We start from the raw sequence: 17,468 nt of genomic DNA on the forward strand, positions 1-17,468 counted from the left end.
TGTAGGAAAGGCCTTTTTCGCAGGCGTTGGCTTTGGCGTGGGGATCGGTCGCTAGCCGACGAATCTCCCTGTCCGTTCGTGTCGAGCGAAGTCGAGACACCCAAGATTGCCAGTCCGCCTGTCCTGTCGCGCGCTTTCTCGGCCGACGCGATTTTGCCGCAAATGCTTTCGCTGCCGAGGGCAGAAAGCCACGTGTTCACGAGAATGTCGCCGCGACGTTAACCAGTTTTTATCCATGATTGGTCACAGGGGTAACGAGCAAGAATTTGCCTGTGGGGAACTATCATCATGTCCGAAGCTTTTGGTCCGAAAAGCCGTCCGACGAGCGCCGACGTTGCCATTATTGGCGCCGGCCCCGCGGGGCTGACCGCCGCCTACCAACTGACCCGCCAGGGTTATAGCGTGACGGTGATCGAGAAGGACCCGGTCTATGTCGGCGGGATCAGCCGCACGGTCGAGCATGAAGGATTCCGCTTCGACATCGGCGGGCATCGCTTTTTTTCCAAAAGCCAGGAAGTCGTCGACCTGTGGAACGAGATTCTTCCCGACGATTTCATCCAGCGCCCGCGAATGAGCCGCATCTATTATGAGGGCAAATTCTATTCCTACCCGCTGCGCGCTTTCGAGGCGTTGTGGAACCTCGGCATTTTCCGGTCGACGCTGTGCATGATCAGCTACGCGCAGGCAAAGCTGTTTCCGAACAAGGCGGTGCGCAGTTTCGAGGATTGGACGATCAACCAGTTCGGGCGGAAGCTTTATTCGATCTTTTTCAAGACCTATACCGAGAAGGTGTGGGGGATGCCGTGCGACGAAATGTCGGCTGACTGGGCGGCGCAGCGCATCAAGGGGCTTTCGCTGGGCGCCGCGGTGGTCGACGGGCTGACGCGCAGCCTGGGGCTCAACAAGCGCCCGAATGACGGCATGGCGACCAAGACCCTGCTCGAAACCTTTCGCTACCCGCGGCTCGGTCCCGGCATGATGTGGGACGCGGCGCGCGACAAGGTGGTCGCGGGCGGCAACCATGTGCTGATGGGCCACAGTTTCAAGCAGTTGACGGAGGACCAGAAGACCGGCCGCTGGCGGATGACCGCGACCGGCCCCGACGGCGATGTCGTGATCGACGCGGCGCATGTGATCAGCTCGGCGCCGATGCGCGAGCTGGCGGCGCGTATCCATCCGCTGCCGTCGTGCGCGTTGAGCGCGGCGCCGAACCTCAAATATCGCGACTTCCTGACCGTCGCGTTGAAAATCCGGTCGGAGGACCTGTTCCCCGACAATTGGATTTATATCCACGACAGCAAGGTGCGCGTCGGCCGGGTGCAGAATTTTCGCAGCTGGTCGCCCGAAATGGTGCCCGATCCCGAGCTTGCTTGCGTCGGCCTGGAGTATTTCTGTTTCGAGGGCGACGGGCTCTGGTCGGCGAGCGACGAGAAGCTGGTCGCGCTGGCGACGAAGGAAATGGAGATATTGGGCCTCTGCGATCCCGAAGATGTCGTCGGCGGCACGGTGGTGCGGCAGGAAAAGGCCTATCCGGTTTACGACGATGAATATGCCGCGCATGTCGACGTGATGCGCCGCGAGCTGGAGGCGCGCTACCCGACGCTGCACATGGTCGGGCGCAACGGCATGCACCGCTATAACAACCAGGATCATGCGATGATGACCGCGATGCTGACGGTGCGCAACATCGTCGCGGGCGAAAAACTCTATGATATCTGGGGCGTCAACGAGGATGCCGAATATCATGAAAGCGGCACCGAGGGCGAACAGGCGGCGCTGGCGTCGGTTCGCGACGTCCCCGCACGCGTGTCCAAGGCCGCCTGAGGCCAGGCTGGAGGCGCCGCCGTGATGCATTCCGCCATCAAATTGATCGCGTCGGTCCGGCGCGGCGAGATACGCTGGCTGAACTATCTGCTAGCCAGCGCCCTCGCGCTGGGCAGCGATGCGGGGCTGTTCCTGCTGTTGCTTGATTCGGGGCTGTCGCCGGTTCCGGCGTCGGCGACCGGCTATTGCGCCGGAATCCTGGTGCACTGGATGGTGTCGAGCCGGCTTGTCTTCGCCGACGGCGCCGCGGCGCGCGGGACCGGCGAGCGTCACCGGCAGAAACTGCTTTTCGTCGGTTCGGCGCTGGTCGGCCTCGCCGTCACGACCGCCATCGTTGGCACCGGCAGCATGTTCGGCCTCGATCCGCGGCTTGCCAAGCTGGCGGCGATCGTCGTCAGTTTCCAGACCACCTATCTGCTTCGCCGCCATATCGTATTCCGGGCCGCGGCGGCATGACCGGCGCCGCCGTGCCGGGCGCCGACACGCCGGTGCCGTCGGCGTCGGCACCCCCGGGCGGCATGATGTTGGCGCCCTGGCTCACGCCGGTGCGGATCGCCCTGATCGTCTGGGCGGCGATGAGTCTGATTGCGATCATCTTCAACTGGAGCGCGATCGTCGCGCTCGACCTGTCCGACACCGACGATGCGATGCGCATGGTGCAGGTCCGCGACCTGCTGGCGGGCCAGTCCTGGTGGGACCTGGCGCAATATCGCGTCAATCCGGCGGGCGGCGGCGTGCTGATGCACTGGTCGCGGATCGTCGATGCGCCGCTGGCCGCCGGGGTCTTTCTGCTCGAACCGCTTTTCGGGCAGGCTATGGCCGAGCGGGTGGTGATGACGCTGTGGCCGCCGCTGCTCGGCGCCGCGCTCAGCGTGGCCTGTGTGCTCGGCTACCGCGACCTGTCCGATCGCCGGATCGCCCTTGTCGTGCCGTTGTTCCTGATCATGGCGGGCTACATCATCGTCCAGTTTCGGCCGCTGCGTATCGACCATCACGGCTGGCAAATCCTGCTCGCGATGATCGTCATCGGACAGGCGTTGCGGCCCGCGACATTCCGGGCCGGGATTTACGCCGGGCTTGCCGCCGCGGCGTTGATCGCGGTTTCGATCGAGGGATTGCCGATCGCGGCACTGTTTGCGGGGCTGGCGGCGCTGCGCTGGGTTGTGGGCGGGCATGCCGAGGACCGCGCGCGCCTGTGCGGCTATATGGGCGCACTGGCCGGCGGGGCGCTGCTGTTCCAGTTCCTGACCCGGGGGCCGGCGGGGCTCATCGGAAACTGGTGCGATTCGCTCTCGGCGCCGTATCTGGCGGCCTTCATCGCCGCCACCGCGCTGATTTTCGCGGCAGCGGCCGCCCATCCTGCGCGGCCGTGGTCGCGCCTTGCCTGGATCGGCGCGGCCGGGGTCGCGGCGGCGGGGGCGCTTGTCTGGACCGAACCGCAATGTGCCAAAGGGCCGTTCGCGTCGCTCGATCCGATCGTTGTTCAATATTGGTATCGGCACGTGCTCGAAGGGCAGCCGGTGTGGGCGTCGAAGCCGGCCGATGCGATCCATGTGCTGCTGCCCTCGCTCGTCGGGTTGGCCGGGTCGCTGCTCGCGTGGCGTAGCGCGGCAAATGCCGCCGATCGCCGTAACTGGGCGACGGTGATCGTCGCGCTGGCGGGCGCGGCGGCGCTGTCGCTGCTCGTCCTGCGCAGCGCGGGCACCGCCCATCTGTTCGCCTTGCCGGGGTGCGCCTGGCTCGGGCTGCGCGCCTGGACGCGGGCGCGCTCGATCGCATCGACTTTGCCGCGCATCCTGGCGTCGGTGGCGGCGGCGCTGACCCTGCCGCTGCTCGGCAGCATGGCCGCCGTCGCTGCTTTCGAGACCATCGTTCCGGCATCGAAGGCGTCAGACAAGGGCGCCGGAGCCGTCACGCCGCGCGAAGCGACCTGCCTCGACCGCGATGCGATCGCGGCGCTCGATCGGCTGCCGCCGACGACGATTTTGACCCCGATCGACCTCGGCCCGTCCATCCTGTTCTGGACGCACCACAGCCTGGTCGCGACTCCCCATCATCGCAACCGCGAGGCGATGGCAGACACGATCCATATCTTCATCGGCGATCCCGCCGCGGCCGAAGCGCTGGTGCGCAAGCAACAGGCGAGGTTGATCGTTTATTGCCCGACGGCGAATGATTTCACCGGCTATCGCCGGGCGCGCAAGGACGGGCTCGCGGCGCAGCTTTATGCGGGAACGCCGCCCGCGTGGCTCGAAGCGGTGCCGATACGCGCGCGCGCGGGCCTGTCGGTGTGGCGCGTGCGGCCCGAGTGATACGGATCAGGCGGGGCGAAAGCCGAGCGCCGCGCCGTTCATGCAATAGCGTTTGCCCGTCGGTTTCGGTCCGTCGTCGAAGACATGGCCGAGGTGGCCGCCGCAACGTTTGCAATGCACTTCGGTGCGCGGATAGCCCAGATCGCGGTCGGTCGAGGTGCCGATCGCGCCGCGCAGCGGTGCCCAGAAGCTGGGCCAGCCGGTGCCGCTGTCATATTTGGTCCGGCTGGAATAAAGCGGCAGCGCGCAACCCGCGCAAACGAAGGTGCCGCGGCGCTTTTCCTTGTCGAGCGGGCTGGTGAAGGGGCGTTCGGTCGCCGCCTCGCGCAGCACGCGATATTGCAATGGCGACAGGCGCTTTTTCCATTCGGCGTCAGACAGCTGCCAGCCGGGTGCCGCTTTCGGCCGCGCCGATTTGGCGAACAGCATCGGCGCGCCGATCACGGCACCGCCGAGCGCCAGGCCACCCAGAAGATAACGACGTTCGATCATGTCCCTTGATACGTATCCCTTGGGTCAGGGGTTACAAGCCCCGGTCAATATTTCTCGATCTGCACCGGCAAGGTGCGGAAGCCATGGACGAAGCAGGCGTGGACCCGCTCAGGGGTGCCGGTGACGGTCACGCGCATCCGGCGCGCCGCCATCTCTTCGAGCAGGATGCGCAATTGCAGTTCGGCAAGGCGCGCGCCGACGCAGCGGTGAACGCCATAGCCGAACGACAGGTGCCGCCGGGCATTTTCGCGGTCGAGTTTCAGCGCCTCGCCATCGTCGAACACGCTTTCGTCGCGGTTCGCCGACAGATACCAGAGGATCAGCTTGTCGCCTTTCTTGATCTGGTGCCCGAACAGGTCGGCGTCCTCGAGTGCGGTGCGGCGCATATGCGCGAGCGGGGTCTGCCAGCGGATGATTTCGCTCACCGCATTGGGGATCAGCGATGGATCGGCTTCGAGCTTGGCGCGCTGGTCGGGAAACTGGTCGAGCCCATAAGCGAGCCCCGACATGGTGTTGCGCGTCGTGTCGTTGCCGCCGACGATCAGCAGCACGAGGTTCCCGATGAATTCATATTTGTCCATGTTGCGCATCGCTTCGCTGTGCAGCATCATCGACAACAGGTCGGGGGTCGGCGGCTGGTCGAGCTTTTCCATCCAGAGCCGCTGGAAATAGACAAAGGCTTCCTCGAGCACCGCGCGGCGCTGTTCCTTGAGTTCGACCTTTTGCGCGAGTTCGACGTCGCCCATCCAGTCGGACCATTCGGTGAGCTTGCGCCGGTCCTCCCACGGGAAATCGAACAGCAGCGCGAGCATCTGCGTCGTCAATTCCATCGACACGCGGTCGACCCAGTCGAATGTTTCGCCCCACGGCAGGCCGTCGAGCACCTCGCCGGTGCGGCTGCGAATATCTTCCGACAGGCGCGTCATTTCGGCGGGGGTGAAGGCGGGCGCGACGGTGCGGCGCTGTTCGGTGTGCTGCGGCCGGTCCATCGCGATGAACATCGGCAGGCGGAAATCCTCATCCTCGTCGCGTTCGAGGATCGTGATTCCGCCATATTCCCACGACGAGCTGTAAATGTCGGGCAGCGCCTCGACATGCTGGATCGCCTGGTGGCTGGCGATATTCCAATAGGGGCCGTGGACGCTGTCTTCGCATTTGACGATGCCGCCCGCCTTGCGGATTTCGGCGAACGGCGCCTGCCAGCGATCCTCCGAATAGATCGCAGCGGGACTCATGTCGTAACGGTCGGTGACAGGCTGGGGCGCGGCTAGGCTCGCCATCGGGCATCCTCCTCCTCAAAAGGGACTCGCCGCGGGCGTTTGCCGCCGTCGGCCAGATCAGTTGCAGGATGCCACTGTTTACAGCTTTGTCAACGAAGCTGGGACGAAACCGCTTCCCCGGCCGCGGCCGCGGCCGCAATCGTCCTTTTGCGCTGCCAGAATTTCCAGCCGCTGCCGCTGCTCAGCACCCCGGACCGGAACAGTCGCACCGAAACCCAGATGACCAGCGCGACCCAGATTGCCTGCCAGCCCAGCGCGAGCAGATGCACCGCCTTGGCATCGTCGGTCGCGGCGCGTGCCGCCATTGCGAGCGGTGACGAGAATGGGAAAACCTCGGCAAAACGGGCCAGGCTGCTGCCCGGCGCGCTCGCGGCGCCCGCCGACAGGCTGAACATGCCGACCTGAAAAATGGTGATGGGCAGGCTGAGCATCTGAATCTCGCGCACCGTCGCTGCCTGCGCCCCGACGCCGAGGAAAGCAGCCCCCAAAAGCAGGAAGGAGAGGATGAAATAGGCGAAACCGATGCCCAGAAAGAAGGGCCAGCCGGTCGCGGGTGTCGCGGCGAGCGTGGCAGCTGGCTTGCCCGCCGCGGCGAGCGCCGCCGGATCGACCTGCGTGGCGGCGACCATGCCGCCCCCCATCGCGAGGATGACCCAAAAGGCGATGAACAGCATGGCGACGCCAAGCATCCCGAGCAGCTTGCCGAGGAAAACGCTTTCCAGCGGCACCGCGGCGGCCAGGATCTCGATGACCTTATTGCCCTTTTCCTCGGCCAGCGAGCTGACCGTCTGACCGGCGAGGAGCAGCGTCAGCAGGAAGATGATGAACACCGCGCCGAACCCCAGAGATTGCTGCACCGCGATGCTGGTGCCGCCGTTCGAGAGCGATTCAAAGCGCGGCGAAACGGGCGGCAGGGGCCCCGCGGCGCGTGCCCGCTGAACATCGCCCGCCAGCAGCGCGAGATAGCGGCCCGAACTGCTGCCCTGTTCGCGTTCGACGATGCGCGGCGCGGACAGCGGGCCGCTCATCACCGCATAGGTGTCGCTGCCCTTTTCGCGCGCGATCGTCACCGGGTCGGCGGCGGCGGGACTGGCGATCCGGATGTCGAGCGCCGCCGGTTCGCGGCCCATCGCGCCGCGAAGCCGCGCATCGGCGCTGCGCAGCGCCTCGACATCGGCCGCATCGGCGACGACGACGATCCGGCCGGCGCCGCGCGCGCTGTCGGCAAGCTGCGAGGCGCCCATGCCGCCCGCCAGCCCCATGCCGACCATGAACAGGGGGGCGAGCAGGAACAGGAGAAAGGTCGGGGTGGCGACAATCGCCAGGAAGTCCCGCCGCGCAACCACGAACATGCTGCGGATGAAGGGGGTCATGCGCTGGCTTCCTCTACGGCGTCGATCGCGGGGTTGGCGTCGAACCCCGCATCGACCTGGCGGACGATATGGACAAAGGCATCGTGGAGCGCGGGGCGGCTGATCGACAGGCCGGTGACGCCATGACCGCTTGCGGTGATGCGCGCGAGCAGGGGTTCGACATCGCCATCCTGAATCGCGAAATGCCAGGCGTCGCCGCGCAGGTCGGCGCCCGCGGGCAGATTGGCGGCGACCGCGGCGGGATCGTCCGCTCTGCGCGGGGTGTAGCGGACCTGCATCGGCAACAATGCGCGCGCATCGTCGACCGTGCCCTCGAAGCGCCTTTGCGAGCGCGCGATGATCGCGATCCGGTCGCACAATCGTTCGGCATGCGCCATGACATGCGTCGAAAAAAGGATGGTCGCGCCGCGGTCGCGTTCGCGCCGGACCAGCATCTCCAGCCGTTCCTGGTTGACCGGGTCGAGCCCGGAAAAAGGTTCGTCGAGGACGATGAGGTCGGGCGCGTGGACGATCGAGCCGATCAGCTGGATCATCTGCGCCATGCCCTTCGACATCTTGCGGATCTTTTCGTCGATCACGCGTTCGAGTCCGAGTTCGGTCATGAACCCCGCCGCGCGACGGCGCCCTTCCGACCAGTCGAGCCCGCGCAGCGCGCCCATGAAGGCAATCGCTTCGCGCGCCTTCATGCCGGGATACAGCCCGCGCTCCTCGGGAAGATAGCCGATCCGGTTGCGGACGCTCTGCGGCCGCTGCCCGCCGAGCAGGCGGCTCGTTCCCTCGTCCGGGTCGATGATGCCGAGGGTCATCCGCAGGCTGGTCGTCTTGCCCGCGCCATTGGGGCCCAGCACACCATAGATGCTGCCCGCCGGCACCGCGAGGCTGACCTGATCGACCGCTTTGAAATTGCCGAAATATTTGGTGAGGCCATTCGCCTCGACGCTGAAATCGCTCAAACTCCGGTCCCCAATCATCAATCATGCAAACTATGGCACGTCGAGGTGGCTCGCGTATAGAGCGCCAATGGTTGCGGAAGCCTTGCCCCCGGAAACGCACTCGCTCGAAGACCGCCTCGAAGCGGTCGCCCGCGCGCATGGTTTCGCCGCATTCGGGATCGCGGGCGCCGATGCGGCGCCGCAAACCGCCGCCCGGCTGGAGCAATGGCTGGCCGAGGGGCGTCACGGCGACATGATCTGGATGGAAAGCCGCGCGGCGCAGCGCGGATCGCCCAAGGGCCTGTGGCCCGAGGTCAAATCGGTGATCGCCCTTGGCATGAGCTATGCCCCGGCGCTCGACCCGCTGGCGCTGGCCGATCATCCGACGCGCGGGCGCGTTTCGGTTTATGCGCAGGGCGGCGATTATCATGACGTCGTCAAAAAGGCGCTGAAAGCCGTGGCGCGCTGGCTGGTCGGCGAAGTGAAAGACGCCGAGGTCAAGGTGTTCGTCGACACGGCGCCGGTGATGGAAAAGCCGTTGTCGGCCGCCGCCGGGCTGGGCTGGCAGGGCAAGCATACCAACCTCGTCAGCCGCGATCATGGCAGCTGGCTGTTCCTCGGCGCGATCTACACGACGATCGACCTGACCCCATCGGCGCCGGGGCGCGATACATGCGGTAGCTGCGCGGCATGCCAGGACGCCTGTCCGACCGGCGCCTTTCCGGCGCCCTATCGGCTCGATGCGCGGCGCTGCATCTCTTACCTCACGATCGAGCATAATGGCCCGATCCCGGTCGCGCTGCGCCGCGGCATCGGAAACCGCATCTATGGCTGCGACGATTGCCTGGCGGCCTGTCCGTGGAATAAATTTGCCGACACCGCGCGCGCGCACCGGGCTTTCCTGCCGCGCGCCGAACTGGCGGCGCCGTCGCTCGGCGACCTGCTTGCGCTCGACGACGCCGATTTCCGGCAGGTCTTTGCGGGGTCGCCGATCAAAAGGATCGGACGCGGGCGGATGGTACGCAACGCCGCGATCGCGGCCGGGAACAGCGGTGATACGCGTTTTGTCCCGGCGCTGACGCGGCTGGCGGCGGACGAATCGCCGATGGTTGCCGACGCGGCGCTGTGGGCGCTGGCCGAACTGACGGCTTGACGTCGCTTGTCGGGAAAGCGGCGCGCGCCCGTCCGGACGCTAGCGCCGCAGCGACTGCGCGCAGCTGTTCACTTCGGCGTTGCGGCCATCGGGGGTGCGGGCATCGACATGCGTGGCGACCGGATTGGCGCCCGCGCGCGGGGCATAGAAATAGACGTCGAGCACACACGCCGTTCCGGCGAATTGCAGCTTGCGGCCGGCGCCCTCGCTGACGTCGAGCCGCGGTTTGCCGAACATCCGGCCGACGGCGTCGGCGCTGTTGCCGATCAGCGCATTATTTTGCACCGGCCGAACCACTGCCGATGGCGGCGGCCCGGCGGCGGGCGGCGTTGCGGGACGCGGAATCGCCGGGCCGGCGCAGGCGCCAAGCGTCAGGGCGAGGCCGGCGATCGCCGTCAGCCGGTTCTTCTGGATCATTTTTTTTCGTTCCCGTCGCGCAGGTGCAGCATGTGCACCGCCATAGCGGCGCTCAGGATGGGCGCCAACAGATTGGCGATGGGCACCATGAAGCTTGCGGCGGACAGCAGCCCGAGCGACCAGCGCGCCGGGCGGTCGAAGCGCGGCCGTTCGGGGTGGCGCGCGAGCACCATCGCCTCCAGGTCGCGGCCGAGTAGCAGCGCGTTGACGAGCAGGGCAAAGATCGGCGTGCCGATCCCGGTGATGAGGAGCAGGATATAGACGGGCAGCGCGAGCAGATTGCCGCCGACGAGCCGGACGAGCGATGCGAGCGCCAGGCGGATATTCTGCCGCCAGTCGACGTCGACGGCGCGCTGCGCCGCAGCGGGATAGTGGCGCCCCTCGACGTCGGCGACGATGCCGTCGGCGAACAGTCCGACAACGACGATCGCGACCGCGCGGAACAGCAGCCAGCTGCCCGCGACCAGCGCAAGGACGATCAATATTCCTGCCATATCCTGCTGTGCCGCGCCCAGCCATTGCCAGTGCGCAAGCCCCCAGCGCGCGGCAAGGAAGATCGCGGCCCCCGACGCGGCGAGCAGCAACAGCGTCAGCGCAAGGCTCTGTGCCAGCACCCGCATCACGCGTGGGTGGGGCAAGTCCTTGAGCGCGAGCAGGAAAGCGTGAACGGCGCGGGTCATGCCCAGGGGATGGTGGGCGCCGCCGCGCGCGTCAAGCGTTCTGCTTGCCTTGCGCGGCGCCGCCGCCTAAGGCGCGCGGCAGCTTTTTCCACGCATCACAGGATATTTCATGGCCTCCACCGCCCGTTTCGACGTTGTTGCCATCGGCAATGCGATCGTCGACGTCATTGCCCGCGCCGACGATGCGCTGATTACCGCCGAAGGCCTGACCAAGGGGTCGATGCGGCTGATCGACGCCGACGAGGCCGAACGGCTTTATGCAGCGATGGGGCCCGCGATCGAGATGTCGGGCGGTTCGGCCGCCAACACGCTCGCCGGGATGGCGGCGCTCGGCCAGCGGTGCAGCTTCATCGGCCAGGTCGCCGACGACCAGCTCGGCCATGTCTTTACGCACGACCTGCGCGCGCTCGGCGTGGCTTATGAAACCCCGCCGCTGGGCGAAGGCGCGCCGACCGCGCGTTGCCTGATCCTCGTCACCCCCGATGGGCAGCGGACGATGAACACCTTTCTCGGCGCCAGCCACCTGCTCGAACAGTCGATGATCGACGAAGCGTGGATCGCCGATTCCGACATCCTCTACCTCGAAGGTTATTTGTGGGACCCCGAACTGTCGCGCGCGGCGATGCGGCGCGCGATCGACGTGGCGCGGGGCGCGGGGCGCAAGGTCGCCTTCACCCTGTCCGACGCCTTCATCATCGACCGCCACGGCGCCGATTTCCGCAACCTGATCGCCGAGGGATTGTTCGACATCCTGTTCGCGAACGAGGTCGAGATTTGCGCGTTGGCCGAAACCGAAGATTTCGAGGCCGCGGTCGCCAAGATCGCGCCGCAGGTGCCGTTGCTCGTCGTGACGCGCGGGTCGCACGGCGCGCTGGCGATCACCGGCGGCGAACGCACCGAAGTCGGTGCCGAACCGATCGACACCGTCGTCGACACCACGGGCGCGGGCGACCTGTTTGCCGCCGGTTTCCTGTCGGGCCAGGCACAGGGGCGTTCGATCGCCGACTGTCTGACGATGGGCGCCGTGTGCGCGCGCGAAATCATCGCGCAGGTCGGCCCACGTGCGCAAACCGACCTTAAGGCACAGGTCGCCGCGCGCCTCGGCTAGGAACCTTCATCGGACATGAAGCGTCCTATGCGCCATCAGGCAAAGGAGACGATCATGGCCGATGAAATTCACGAAACGCGCGCGCCCGACGGGACGACGCACACGACGACGATCATCGACCGCGAACCGCGGCGCGGCGGCGGGTTGGGCATGGGCCTGATCCTGCTTGTCGTGCTGGCGGTTGCGGCGTTCGTGGGGTTCCAGTTCCTCGCCAACGACAATGCCCAGACGGGTGCGGTCACCGAAGCGGCGCAAAAGGTCGGCGATGCCGCGCAGGACATCGGCGACGCCGCGCAGCAAGCGGTCGATTAAGGACGCTCTGCGGCCGGTTCCGCCGGATCGGGGTGCTTCTTGAACAGCGCCCGGTCGGCGGGGCCGAACCCGCGGGTCCAGATCAGCCAGGCGTAGATCCCGAGGATGAAGGGCACCCCGATCAGCAGTTCGGCCCATTCGGGAAGCTGCGTCGCCCCCCATCCGAGCACCGTTGCGCCGCCGGTGGCCCACACCAGCGCCCAGCGCAGGCTGTTCACCGGGGCGCCCAGGATGCGCCCGAGCAGCCGCGCCTTGACCAGCGAGGCGAAGCCGAGCGCGAGCATCAGCGCGAGCGCGACGGCACCAGCATAGGTGATCGGGGGCAGGCCCATGGATTGCGCGATCAGGATCAGCGCGACGCTGAGCCCCGCCTGGAGCGCGAGCGTCGCGATGCTGATCAAAAGATTGCGGTGGCGCGCAACATAGACGAGCGCCGCCTCGCTGACCACGGCGGTCGCGGCCACGACCTCGGCGGCGAGCAGGAACGCCAGCGCGGCGGTGCCGCTGACGAACTCAGGTCCGACGAGGCCCATCACCGCTTCGCCGGGGATGCCGAGCGCGAGCGCGACGCCGGCCTGGGCGGCGATGATCCAGAAACCGACCTGGCTGACCTGTGCCGCCACGGCGGCAAGCCGGTTTTCGGCAAGGTTGCGCGTGATGACGGGGCCAAGGATCGGCTCGAAACTGGTCTTGAGCTTTTGCGGCAGCGAGGCGACCTGCTGCGCCATATAATAGATGCCGTAGATCGTCGGCGAGGTGAACTGGCCGAGGATGAAGAGGTCCAGGCGGCGCGTTCCCCATTCGATCGCGTCGGCGGCGGCGAGCGGGGCATTCCGCCGCGCAAGGCCGATCAGGTGCGCGGGATGCGGGCGCCAGACGCCGGGGCCGCCATAATGGCGGATCATCGGAATCAGCGCGGTCAGAAAGGCACCGAGCATCGCCGCAGCGTAGGAGAGCATCAGCCCGTCGCGCGCCGATACAAACCAGAATCCGGCTGCGGCGGCGCTGATCACCCACGGCTCGACAATCGCGCGCGCGCGCACGGTGGCGCCGATGTCGAATCTATAGGCGCAGGCGGCGAGCGCGATGTCGGTGCCCGCGATCGCGAAAACAAGCAGCGCCATCCAGCGGTCGGCGCTGTCGATCCCGCCCGCCGGATACATGAGCTGGGGCAGCAGGAAGAGGATCGCCGACCCCGTCGCCGAGGCGAGGAAGGCGACGAACATACCGTCCCAGACGACGGTGCGGTGGTCGGCGCCGGGGGCGCTCAATTGTTCGGCGAGGCCGCGCTTCAGCCCCAGCGTCGCAAGCTGCGCGACGAGTTCGATGACGAGGACGGCAAAGGCGAAACGCCCGACCGCTTCGGGCCCGTACCAGCGGCCCGCCACATAGAGGAAGGGCAGGCGCGCGACGAGGCGTAGGAGGAAGCCGAAAAAATTGGTGCGCCCGCCCTTGGCGAGCGCGGCCGTGTCCGCATCCCCCGAGGGAAGGGCCGACGAAGGGGGCGCGGCTGCGCTGTCCGTTTGGCTCAAGCCTGGCGCCCCTTCTGCTGCTCCCCGAAGCGCAGTCTAGCGCGGCGGGGGAGTGCAGGCAATTGGTCGAAACATTTCATCGCCCTTCGGATCGCAGCGGTCGGCTGAGCAGCGCCTGAATGGCTTCGGCCACCCGGGTTTCGCCCGCGACAAGGCGCGCGACGGTTTCGGTGATCGGCATGTCGATGCCGTCGGCGCGCGCGGCGGCGGCAACGACGGGCGCGCTGAACGCGCCCTCGGCGACGGTGCGGCGATCGGCCATCAGCACCTCGGCACTTTCGCCGCGGCCGAGCCCCTGGCCGAGCGCGAAATTGCGGGAATTGGGCGATGTGCAGGTGAGGACTAGGTCGCCAAGCCCGGCCAGGCCGGCAAGCGTTTCGGCCTGCGCGCCGCGCGCCAGGCCGAACCGCGTCATTTCGGCAAAGCCGCGGCTGATCAGCGCCGCGCGCGCGTTGAGCCCCAGCCCGGCACCGTCGACGATACCGCAAGCGATCGCGAGGATATTCTTGACCGCGCCGCCAATTTCCGCGCCGATGACGTCGGTGGAAACATAAGGGCGAAAGTGCGGACGCGCGAGCGCCTGAGCGATCCGGTTCGCGACGGCCGCATCGGCGGCGGCGAGAGTGATTGCGGTGGGAAGCCCCGCGGCAACCTCATGCGCAAAGGTCGGTCCCGACAGCACGGCGTGCGGACGCTGCGGCGCAAGGTCGCGCGCCATGTCGATCGGGAAGGCGAAGCTGCCCGCTTCCATGCCCTTGCTGCACAGGATCAACGGGGCGTCGCCCGCGGGCAGTTCGGCGAGCACCGCGCGCAGGAAGGGCACTGGCACGACCAACAGCAGTGCATCGAGGTCGGCCATGTCGGCAAGATCGGCGGTCGCCGTCAGCGAGGGCGACAGCGCCGCGCCGGGGAGGAAAACCGGATTGGCATGATCGCGGTTGATCGCCGACACCACCTCGGCCTCGCGCGCCCAGAGGCGCACCGGCACGCCGTCGGTGGCGAGCAGCTGGGCGAGCGCAGTGCCCCACGCACCGCCGCCGATCACGCCGAAGTGCGGAATTGACGTCATGCTTTCACGGTTCATGCCTTCACTCCGGCGCCGCGCACGGCTTCCGCGTCGGGATCGAGCGGCCAGCGCGGGCGCGCCGCCACCCCCAGATCGTCGGTCAGGCCCGCGGCAAAGCGTTCGGCGCCGGCCCAGGCGATCATTGCGCCATTGTCGGTGCACAGCCACAGCGGCGGCGCCACGAACGGCTTGTCGAACCGGGCGGCGAGGTCGGTCAGCGCGCTGCGGATGGCGCCGTTCGCGGCGACCCCGCCCGCGACAACGAAGGCGGTCGCGTCGGGACAGGCGGCCAGCGCGATGCGGCTGCGGTCGACGAGGCAGTCGACCACCGCCTGCTGAAACGAGGCGGCGAGGTCGGGGATGCTGTGCGTGCCGGACGCAGCCGCCCGCGCCACGGCGCTTTTCAGCCCGGCGAAGGAGAAATGCGGTTCGGCGCTGCCGACCAGCGGGCGCGGGAGCGGCACCGCGTGCGGATTGCCGTCCCGCGCGATGCGCTCGACCGCGGGGCCGCCGGGATAGCCGAGGCCGAGCAGCTTCGCGGTCTTGTCGAACGCTTCGCCCGCGGCGTCGTCGATGGTGGTGGCAAGACGGCGGTAATCGCCGACGCCGCGCACCAGCAGCAATTGGCAATGCCCCCCCGACACCAGCAGCAGCAGATAGGGGAATTCGAGCCCGGCGTCGGCGAGGCGCGGCGACAGCGCATGGCCTTCGAGATGGTTGACCGCGATCAGCGGCTTGTGCGCGGCGTGGGCGAGCGCCTTTCCGGTAACGAGCCCGACCATCACGCCGCCGATCAGCCCCGGCCCGGCGGTCGCGGCGATGGCGTCGACGTCGGCGAGCGTGACGCCCGCGTCGGCCAGGACGCCCTCGACGATCGGCGCCAGCCGATCGACATGCGCGCGCGCGGCGATTTCGGGAACGACGCCGCCATAGGGGCTGTGCTCGGCCTCCTGCCCCGCGACGCGATGCGCCAAAATGCGCCGTTCGCTGTCGACGAGCGCTGCCGCGGTCTCGTCGCAGCTCGATTCAAGGCCGAGGATCAGGGTCATATTGTTGCGCGTTCCTTTACCCGCCCCTTTATCGTCAGGGCAACCCGCGGCGGAGTCTTTGAAAAGGCTCCCGATGATGTCTGGAGCATTTCCGGTCGAAAAACCGGTTCCCACTTTTTCTGGAAATGCTCTAGCAGCGGGCCATGACTTCATTTCCGACCCCCGAAAACCCGCTGCGTATCGGCACGCGCGCGTCGCCGCTGGCGATGGCTCAGGCACATATGGCGGCTGCGGCGCTGATTGCCAGCCATGGCATCGACATGGCCGCGCTCGACATCGTGCCGATGACCGCGACGGGCGACAAGATTCAGGACCGGGCGCTCGCCGACGTGGGCGGCAAGGCGCTGTGGACCCGCGAACTCGATGCGGCGCTCGACGCCGGGACGATCGACATCGCGGTCCATTCGCTGAAAGATGTCGAAACGCTGCGCGACGCGCGTTTTTTCCTGGGCGCGATGCTCGAACGGGCCGATCCGCGCGACCGGTTGGTCGTGCGCGAGGGGATCGATGCCGCGTCGATCGCCGATTTGCCGCATGGCGCGCGGCTGGGCACGAGCAGCCCCCGCCGCGCCGCGCAGGTGAAGCGTATCCGCCCCGATCTCGAAACCGTGTTGTTGCGCGGTAATGTCGCGACGCGGCTCGCGAAGATTGCCGGGGGCGACGCCGATGCGACGTTGCTGGCGGCGGCGGGGCTCGCGCGTCTGGGGATGCACGACGTCGGGACGGTGCAGGATGCGGGCTTGCTGCTTCCCGCCGCGTCGCAGGGCGCGATCGGGATCGAATGCCGCGCCGACGATGCGGCGACCCGCGCGCTGCTGGCGGCGGTCGATCATGCGCCGACGCACCGGGCGGTAATGGCCGAGCGCGTCTTTCTGGCGGCACTCGGTGGCGATTGCCGCTCGCCCGTCGCGGCGCACGCGCACTGGCTGGCCGACGGCACGCTGCGCCTCGATGCCGAGATGTTCTCGGACGATGGCGCCGATCATGCCGCGGGGCACATCATCGTCGCGGCATCGGGCGACCCCGAAGCGTTGGCGCGCCGCCTGCTCGGTGAAGCGCCCGACAGCGTTCGGCGGCTGTTCCACCCATGACCGACGGCCCGCCGCTGATCGTCACGCGGCCCGAACCGGGCAATGCGGCGACGGTCCAGCGCGCGCGGGACATGGGTTTCGATGCGCGCCCCGCGCCGCTTTTTGCGTCGCATGCGGTGGACTGGACGGTGCCGCCGGTGGGCGATTTCGACGCGCTGCTGCTGACCAGCGCCGCCGCGGCGCGGCTCGCGGGCCCGGGGTTCGCTTGCCTGGCCGCGTTGCCCGTCTATGCCGTTGGCGCCGCCACCGCGCGCGCGGCGGAAATGGCGGGGTTGACCGTGGCGATGACCGGAACGGCCGATGCCCGGCGGCTTCTTGACGCCATGGCTGCGGAAAATATCCCAAACATATTATGGCTTTGCGGCCGCGATCGATCCGAAATTGGCGCGCCGGGCGTGGCGATTACGCCGCTGCCTTGCTATGCCGTCGATCCCGTCCCGCCGCCGCCGGACTGGACCGAAACCATTGCCGCGCCCGCGGTGTTGCTGGCGCATTCGGCGCGCGCCGCGACGCGCATTTCCGACCTTGTCGGCCCTGCGCGCGGGCACCTTTCGCTCGTCGCAATCAGCCCCGCGGTCGCGGCGGCGGCGGGGGAGGGGTGGCGCGATCTCGCCATCGCGGGACAGCCCAACGATGTTGCAATATTGGCACAGGCGCGCGCTTTGTGGCACAAGGGTGCAAAATAGGGTCGTTCGAAAGAGAAACATGGCAATCGACAGCATCGACACCACCTCGCCGACCGCGGACGAGGCGGTCCCGACGAGAGGCCTATCGTTCCGCGCCGTCGCCCTGGGTGCCTTCCTCCTGCTCCTGGTCGGGATTGCGGTTGGCGGATGGGCGGTAAATC

17 protein-coding genes are annotated in these 17,468 nt (G+C 67.6%); 8 read left to right on the forward strand and 9 right to left on the reverse strand.

Features of this window, described 5'->3' with window-relative positions; all coding sequences use genetic code 11:
- Positions 1–288: 288 nt before the first annotated feature.
- The 3 genes from A3E77_RS10390 to A3E77_RS10400 are packed head-to-tail and all read left to right on the forward strand — an operon-like array spanning position 289 to position 4,136.
- Positions 289–1,824, forward strand: a complete 1,536-nt coding sequence (locus A3E77_RS10390; RefSeq protein WP_293645641.1) for an NAD(P)/FAD-dependent oxidoreductase — start codon at positions 289–291, stop codon at positions 1,822–1,824.
- 24 nt (positions 1,825–1,848) lie between these two features.
- On the forward strand, positions 1,849–2,280 hold the full coding sequence (locus A3E77_RS10395) for a GtrA family protein (RefSeq protein WP_293645643.1): 432 nt from the start codon (positions 1,849–1,851) through the stop codon (positions 2,278–2,280).
- Positions 2,277–4,136: a hypothetical protein gene (locus A3E77_RS10400; RefSeq protein WP_293645645.1), complete on the forward strand. Its 1,860-nt coding sequence runs from the start codon at positions 2,277–2,279 to the stop codon at positions 4,134–4,136. Before A3E77_RS10395 ends, A3E77_RS10400 begins: the two co-directional genes overlap by 4 nt.
- A 6-nt stretch (positions 4,137–4,142) precedes the next feature.
- On the opposite strand, the gene msrB is transcribed toward A3E77_RS10400, so the two are convergent.
- From msrB to A3E77_RS10420, 4 genes are all read right to left on the reverse strand, one after another.
- The gene (gene msrB, locus A3E77_RS10405) at positions 4,143–4,628 is read right to left on the reverse strand and encodes a peptide-methionine (R)-S-oxide reductase MsrB (RefSeq protein ID WP_293645647.1); all 486 of its coding nucleotides are present in this window, start codon (positions 4,626–4,628) and stop codon (positions 4,143–4,145) included.
- Positions 4,629–4,672: 44 nt separating this feature from the next.
- Positions 4,673–5,908, reverse strand: coding sequence for a cytochrome P450 (locus tag A3E77_RS10410; RefSeq protein ID WP_293645649.1), 1,236 nt, complete (start codon positions 5,906–5,908; stop codon positions 4,673–4,675).
- An 89-nt stretch (positions 5,909–5,997) separates the two neighbouring features.
- Positions 5,998–7,281 carry an ABC transporter permease gene (locus A3E77_RS10415; RefSeq protein WP_293645651.1) on the reverse strand — a complete coding sequence of 428 codons (1,284 nt, stop codon included), beginning with the start codon at positions 7,279–7,281 and terminating at the stop codon, positions 5,998–6,000.
- Positions 7,278–8,252, reverse strand: coding sequence for an ABC transporter ATP-binding protein (locus tag A3E77_RS10420; RefSeq protein WP_293645653.1), 975 nt, complete (start codon positions 8,250–8,252; stop codon positions 7,278–7,280). Before A3E77_RS10420 ends, A3E77_RS10415 begins: the two co-directional genes overlap by 4 nt.
- 49 nt (positions 8,253–8,301) lie before the next feature.
- Here A3E77_RS10420 and queG point away from each other — a divergent pair, with 49 nt between their 5' ends.
- Positions 8,302–9,366 (forward strand): tRNA epoxyqueuosine(34) reductase QueG, encoded by a 1,065-nt coding sequence (gene queG, locus A3E77_RS10425; RefSeq protein ID WP_293645655.1) that lies wholly within the window; start codon positions 8,302–8,304, stop codon positions 9,364–9,366.
- 39 nt (positions 9,367–9,405) lie between these two features.
- On the opposite strand, the gene A3E77_RS10430 is transcribed toward queG, so the two are convergent.
- Positions 9,406–9,783 carry a hypothetical protein gene (locus tag A3E77_RS10430; RefSeq protein WP_293645657.1) on the reverse strand — a complete coding sequence of 126 codons (378 nt, stop codon included), beginning with the start codon at positions 9,781–9,783 and terminating at the stop codon, positions 9,406–9,408.
- On the reverse strand, positions 9,780–10,463 hold the full coding sequence (locus A3E77_RS10435; RefSeq protein ID WP_293645659.1) for an EI24 domain-containing protein: 684 nt from the start codon (positions 10,461–10,463) through the stop codon (positions 9,780–9,782). Before A3E77_RS10435 ends, A3E77_RS10430 begins: the two co-directional genes overlap by 4 nt.
- A 109-nt stretch (positions 10,464–10,572) precedes the next feature.
- Here A3E77_RS10435 and A3E77_RS10440 point away from each other — a divergent pair, with 109 nt between their 5' ends.
- The gene (locus A3E77_RS10440) at positions 10,573–11,571 is read left to right on the forward strand and encodes an adenosine kinase (protein WP_293645661.1); all 999 of its coding nucleotides are present in this window, start codon (positions 10,573–10,575) and stop codon (positions 11,569–11,571) included.
- A gap of 54 nt (positions 11,572–11,625) precedes the next feature.
- Positions 11,626–11,883 (forward strand): hypothetical protein, encoded by a 258-nt coding sequence (locus tag A3E77_RS10445; RefSeq protein ID WP_293645663.1) that lies wholly within the window; start codon positions 11,626–11,628, stop codon positions 11,881–11,883.
- Here A3E77_RS10445 and A3E77_RS10450 read toward each other — a convergent pair.
- The 3 genes from A3E77_RS10450 to tsaD form a co-directional block, all read right to left on the reverse strand.
- On the reverse strand, positions 11,880–13,415 hold the full coding sequence (locus A3E77_RS10450; RefSeq protein WP_293645665.1) for a lipopolysaccharide biosynthesis protein: 1,536 nt from the start codon (positions 13,413–13,415) through the stop codon (positions 11,880–11,882). The two genes, A3E77_RS10445 and A3E77_RS10450, sit on opposite strands and share 4 nt — an antisense overlap.
- 76 nt (positions 13,416–13,491) lie before the next feature.
- Complete coding sequence (locus tag A3E77_RS10455; protein ID WP_458574436.1) at positions 13,492–14,499, reverse strand: NAD(P)H-dependent glycerol-3-phosphate dehydrogenase; 1,008 nt, start codon at positions 14,497–14,499, stop codon at positions 13,492–13,494.
- A complete protein-coding gene (gene tsaD, locus A3E77_RS10460; RefSeq protein ID WP_293645667.1) occupies positions 14,496–15,530 on the reverse strand; it encodes a tRNA (adenosine(37)-N6)-threonylcarbamoyltransferase complex transferase subunit TsaD in 1,035 nt (344 codons plus the stop codon). The genes A3E77_RS10455 and tsaD overlap by 4 nt, the downstream gene beginning before the upstream one ends.
- Before the next feature lie 143 nt (positions 15,531–15,673).
- On the opposite strand from tsaD, the gene hemC reads away from it, so the two are divergent.
- Together hemC and A3E77_RS10470 are read left to right on the forward strand one after the other, a co-directional pair.
- Positions 15,674–16,621, forward strand: a complete 948-nt coding sequence (gene hemC, locus A3E77_RS10465) for a hydroxymethylbilane synthase (RefSeq protein ID WP_293645669.1) — start codon at positions 15,674–15,676, stop codon at positions 16,619–16,621.
- Entirely contained in the window at positions 16,618–17,307 is a 690-nt protein-coding gene (locus tag A3E77_RS10470) for a uroporphyrinogen-III synthase (protein WP_293645671.1), read from the forward strand. The genes hemC and A3E77_RS10470 overlap by 4 nt, the downstream gene beginning before the upstream one ends.
- The last annotated feature ends 161 nt before the right edge of the window (positions 17,308–17,468 follow it).

The organism is Sphingopyxis sp. RIFCSPHIGHO2_12_FULL_65_19, assembly GCF_001830555.1.
Lineage (GTDB): Bacteria > Pseudomonadota > Alphaproteobacteria > Sphingomonadales > Sphingomonadaceae > Sphingopyxis.

Coding starts and splice junctions, on each gene's coding strand:
- A3E77_RS10390 (WP_293645641.1), top strand. CDS start 289: ATGTCCGAAGCTTTTGGTCCGAAAAGCCGTCCGACGAGCGCCGACGTT.
- A3E77_RS10395 (WP_293645643.1), top strand. CDS start 1,849: ATGCATTCCGCCATCAAATTGATCGCGTCGGTCCGGCGCGGCGAGATA.
- A3E77_RS10400 (WP_293645645.1), top strand. CDS start 2,277: ATGACCGGCGCCGCCGTGCCGGGCGCCGACACGCCGGTGCCGTCGGCG.
- msrB (WP_293645647.1), bottom strand. CDS start 4,628: ATGATCGAACGTCGTTATCTTCTGGGTGGCCTGGCGCTCGGCGGTGCC.
- A3E77_RS10410 (WP_293645649.1), bottom strand. CDS start 5,908: ATGGCGAGCCTAGCCGCGCCCCAGCCTGTCACCGACCGTTACGACATG.
- A3E77_RS10415 (WP_293645651.1), bottom strand. CDS start 7,281: ATGACCCCCTTCATCCGCAGCATGTTCGTGGTTGCGCGGCGGGACTTC.
- A3E77_RS10420 (WP_293645653.1), bottom strand. CDS start 8,252: ATGATTGGGGACCGGAGTTTGAGCGATTTCAGCGTCGAGGCGAATGGC.
- queG (WP_293645655.1), top strand. CDS start 8,302: ATGGTTGCGGAAGCCTTGCCCCCGGAAACGCACTCGCTCGAAGACCGC.
- A3E77_RS10430 (WP_293645657.1), bottom strand. CDS start 9,783: ATGATCCAGAAGAACCGGCTGACGGCGATCGCCGGCCTCGCCCTGACG.
- A3E77_RS10435 (WP_293645659.1), bottom strand. CDS start 10,463: ATGACCCGCGCCGTTCACGCTTTCCTGCTCGCGCTCAAGGACTTGCCC.
- A3E77_RS10440 (WP_293645661.1), top strand. CDS start 10,573: ATGGCCTCCACCGCCCGTTTCGACGTTGTTGCCATCGGCAATGCGATC.
- A3E77_RS10445 (WP_293645663.1), top strand. CDS start 11,626: ATGGCCGATGAAATTCACGAAACGCGCGCGCCCGACGGGACGACGCAC.
- A3E77_RS10455 (WP_458574436.1), bottom strand. CDS start 14,499: ATGAACCGTGAAAGCATGACGTCAATTCCGCACTTCGGCGTGATCGGC.
- tsaD (WP_293645667.1), bottom strand. CDS start 15,530: ATGACCCTGATCCTCGGCCTTGAATCGAGCTGCGACGAGACCGCGGCA.
- hemC (WP_293645669.1), top strand. CDS start 15,674: ATGACTTCATTTCCGACCCCCGAAAACCCGCTGCGTATCGGCACGCGC.
- A3E77_RS10470 (WP_293645671.1), top strand. CDS start 16,618: ATGACCGACGGCCCGCCGCTGATCGTCACGCGGCCCGAACCGGGCAAT.